The organism is Pontimicrobium sp. MEBiC01747 (assembly GCF_053601635.1).
Genome location: NZ_JBSHNS010000331.1, coordinates 1 through 3,797, shown reverse-complemented (window position 1 = coordinate 3,797; position 3,797 = coordinate 1). Strand labels below are relative to the sequence as shown.

Below are 3,797 nucleotides of genomic sequence, written 5' to 3'. Positions count from 1 at the left end.
TTTTGGGGATAGTAATTCCAAATTTAATATTCTTAATAGAACAAAACGTTCTTTAAAAATACTGTAATAAAAGGAAGTAAAAGGGGTGGTTTTTTAGTGAAATAGTAAAAAAATCATCTTTAACTATTATCCTTTTGGTCTTAAACACGAAGGGTATAATGACAATATTATAGGTAGTGATCATCCGTATGGATTCGGAGGAAAAGAAGAGTCTAATGATCCGTTTGATTGGAAAACTCTTGATTTTGGGGCTAGAAATTATGACCCTGCTATTGGACGCTGGATGAATATCGACCCATTAGCAGAAAGTATGAGAAGGCACTCTCCTTATAATTATGCTTTTGATAACCCTGTTTTTTTTATAGACCCAGATGGTATGGCTCCTCAAAACCCTGATTGGATACGAAGAGTGGGAGATGATGGTACAATTACTTATGAAGCGGAAAAGAGTAAAGGTGATAGTGCTTGGTCGTTATATAAACAGCACGGAGAAAGAGATGGATTTACTGCTGAAGAGGCTAATGATATGGTAGAAAGCCAACTTGGAGAAAATTATATTGGAGAAGATGGTGAAATAAAATCTAATGTTGAAGATGGAGATATTGTTGTGTCAAATAGCACAAAGGCTACTGGGAATATTATAGTGATTCCAAATGATTCTAGTGTAGAGCAAACGAAAGACCTTAGTAAAGTAGATAATGTCGGAGAAATTGTGTATGACAGAACTAATTCAAAAAATAAGGCATTAGTACTCGAGGTAGCAAGATTGATTACACCTGACCCTTTTATGATGGTAATTAAAGGTTTAGGAGGTTCTTCGGGTGTTAAATCAAAACGTGGTAATACAAGAACGTCTAACCGGGCTCCTTCATCTGCATTACCTAATGGACATACCAGAACGGGTCAAAAAATCAAAGTTTCAGGTAAAAACGTAGATATAATTTCGGGACCTAATGGGGGAATGTACTACCAAAGTCCAAAAAGCGGAAAAAGAGTGAGTTTAAATAGAGATGGAACTAAAAGAAATTAATTAGACTTTTGTCTATTATTATAATTTTTTTTAAATGAGAATTTTAAGTAAAAAAACCTTTATTTTTATATTAATATTTTTCGTTTTTTTTCTTGTCCTTTTTCAATGTATAAGAAAAGAAAGAGAGGAGTATACTCCTACTAAATATGAAGAAAAACTAATTAATTATTTTAAGTTGATTGCTTTGCAATCAGAATACGATGATAATCCTCAAAGAATAATTAAATGGGAGCAACCTATGGTGCTTTATATAATTAAAGATAAAGAGTATAAACCTCAAGTGTCAGTCATAAAAAAAACAATTAGCCATATCAATAGATTAGCAACAGATGGCTTTAAAATAGTTTTAACAAATGATTACTCTATTAGTAATTCAATACTTTTTTTATGTAATAAAGAACACGTTAAAAAGCTAGATGAACATTTTTATGAAATACTCTCTAAAGATATAGATTATGAAGTTTCAGGCCTTGCTTACTCAGAGTTCGACATGAAAACATATGTAATAAAAAAATCATTAATATTTATTGATTCTGAATATTCATTCGAAAGTCAAGAAGCTACAATTCTAGAGGAAATAACCCAAAGTTTAGGTTTAGCATTCGATTCTGAAAAGTATCCAAATAGTATTTTTTATCAAAAAAAATATGAGCAACAGAATATAATAAAAGAATATTCAGATTTAGATAAAGATATTATTAGATTATTATATCACCCTATAATGAAGTCTGGTTTGGATTCTATTAAAGTGGAGAGAGTTATCAAAAGAATATTGAAATCAGAAAAGGGTTAACTTTTAAGCTTTTAACTGTTCTTTACATTTTTTCTTTGATTAAAAATAAACTTAGAAAAATAATAATACTCATTCCAACTAATAATAACGCATATTTTAATAATCCTGTGAGAAAAAATATAGGAAAGCCTTTATAGCGAAGTTTATTCGATTTTTGAACAAGTTCAGGTATGAAGTCAGAATTTTCTAATAGGAAATAACAAACGACAAATAATAAACCAATTATATAAAGTCTTATAATTTTTAAGTTTCTTTTATTCAAAACACTATCTATTAAAATATACAATAAAAAATAAAGACCACATTATAAATACTTATAGTGTGGTTTTTTTATGTGTTAAGAGTATGCTTTTTTAGCCTTAGCATCTCTTAAAAAGGCATCCAGTAGGGCAAACAAATGTCCTTTATATTGCTCGTTAAGCAGTTCAAAATCCTGTAAACGCTCTACTCCTTTTATCAAAAGAAGGTCTTAAAACGTCTCCCACAAGATAATCTAACGATACATCAAACACACCGGCAATATTTTTAGCAGTCTCAACAGAAGGCACAGCTTCGTTACGTTCATACTTACCAATCGTCTCACGAGAAGCTTTAATCTGTTTAGTCAGTTCACTTTGCGATCACCCTTTACCCTTACGTAAGTCTGTTATTTTACTACCTATTTTAGTCATTATTATTTACAAAAACGTACAATTATACATCAATTACACAAATATAGGGTAAAAAAAGGTAGTGTTCCAAATTAGGACATACTAAAAATACAGAAGATAAATAATTGAAAAACAGTAGCTAGTAAAAATACTAGTTACTGTTTTTATACGTTCTTAGATATATTGAAAAAAGAGAAAGTTTGTTAGAGGCTTTAAAATAAGGATTCTTGAACCGTCGTGTATCAAAATAGATCATGGTAAAAGTTGGACTTGCAACAAAAAACTGGACAAAAAGAAGAGAGATTATGCTGCTAATTTTTGATTGTTCATTTCTGTTTCAAATTCTTCAATAGATTTTAAGCCTAAAGCCGTGTGTAATCTTTTTCTATTATACCAAGTTTCAATCCACTTAAAGACAGATAGTTCTGCTTGAGATCTAGTTAGGTATTGGTGTTTATAGATCCATTCTACTTTTAGGGATTTAAAAAAGGATTCTGCTACTGCATTATCCCAACAATTCCCTTTTCGACTCATAGATTGCTTTATTAAACCGTTGTAAGATTTAATCAAATCTGTAAATTGACCACTAGCATATTGAGAACTTCTATCGGAATGAAATATTAATTCTTTTGTAATTTCATTTCGATTAACAGCCATTCTCCAAGCGGTAATGATGGTGTTTTCTGTGGTTAAGTCTTTACTAAAAGACTATCCCACTACTTTTCTATTAAACAAATCTATAATTACAGTTAAATACATCCAACCTTGTTTTGTTGATATGTATGTCATATCAGATACCCATACTTGGTTTTCTCTGTCAACATTAAAGTTTTGATTTAATAAATTGGATGCTACTGGATATTTGTGATTAGAATCGGTTAACACTCTAAATTTATAAGAACGTCTTACTTGTAAGCCTAATAATTTCATCAGCTTACTTATCCTTCTTCTAGAAATAAAATATCTGTACTTCTCTAATTTCCTTTTTTATTCTGGGTGCTCCATAACTTTTATAACTCGCTTCAAATATCTTTTGTATAAAAAACATAATATGCTCATTAGCTTGCCAGCGCTTTGAAGGACCACTTTTTAGCCAACTATAATAACTACTTCTACTTACTTTTAGAATACTACACATCTTCTCAACAGGAAACTTTAACCTATGGTGTTTTATAAATTGATATTTTTCTTGTCGCTCTTGGAGAAAATGCTCACCGCCTTTTTTAATATTTCATTCTCTAATAGAGCATCTTGTAATTCTTTTTTTAAGGCTATAATCTCTTGATCTGTTAACTTTAAATTCCCTTTCCCAGGAAAACTATTC

Annotated in this window: 4 protein-coding genes and 1 pseudogene; 2 read left to right on the top strand and 3 right to left on the bottom strand. The window is 30.2% G+C overall.

Going from position 1 to position 3,797, the window contains the following annotated elements:
* Window positions 1-112: 112 nt before the first annotated feature.
* Both ACVC2P_RS10940 and ACVC2P_RS10935 read left to right on the top strand, forming a co-directional pair.
* Window positions 113-1,030 (top strand): RHS repeat-associated core domain-containing protein, encoded by a 918-nt coding sequence (locus tag ACVC2P_RS10940; RefSeq protein ID WP_452598510.1) that lies wholly within the window; start codon window positions 113-115, stop codon window positions 1,028-1,030.
* A gap of 34 nt (window positions 1,031-1,064) precedes the next feature.
* On the top strand, window positions 1,065-1,823 hold the full coding sequence (locus ACVC2P_RS10935; protein WP_452598508.1) for a DUF2927 domain-containing protein: 759 nt from the start codon (window positions 1,065-1,067) through the stop codon (window positions 1,821-1,823).
* A 337-nt stretch (window positions 1,824-2,160) separates the two neighbouring features.
* On the opposite strand, the gene ACVC2P_RS10930 is transcribed toward ACVC2P_RS10935, so the two are convergent.
* The 3 genes and pseudogenes from ACVC2P_RS10930 to ACVC2P_RS10920 form a co-directional block, all read right to left on the bottom strand.
* Window positions 2,161-2,283, bottom strand: a complete 123-nt coding sequence (locus ACVC2P_RS10930) for a hypothetical protein (protein ID WP_452598507.1) — start codon at window positions 2,281-2,283, stop codon at window positions 2,161-2,163.
* Complete coding sequence (locus ACVC2P_RS10925; protein WP_452598509.1) at window positions 2,249-2,431, bottom strand: helix-turn-helix domain-containing protein; 183 nt, start codon at window positions 2,429-2,431, stop codon at window positions 2,249-2,251. The genes ACVC2P_RS10930 and ACVC2P_RS10925 overlap by 35 nt, the downstream gene beginning before the upstream one ends.
* A 345-nt stretch (window positions 2,432-2,776) precedes the next feature.
* A pseudogene (locus ACVC2P_RS10920) lies at window positions 2,777-3,797 on the bottom strand (IS3 family transposase); the annotation flags it as partial.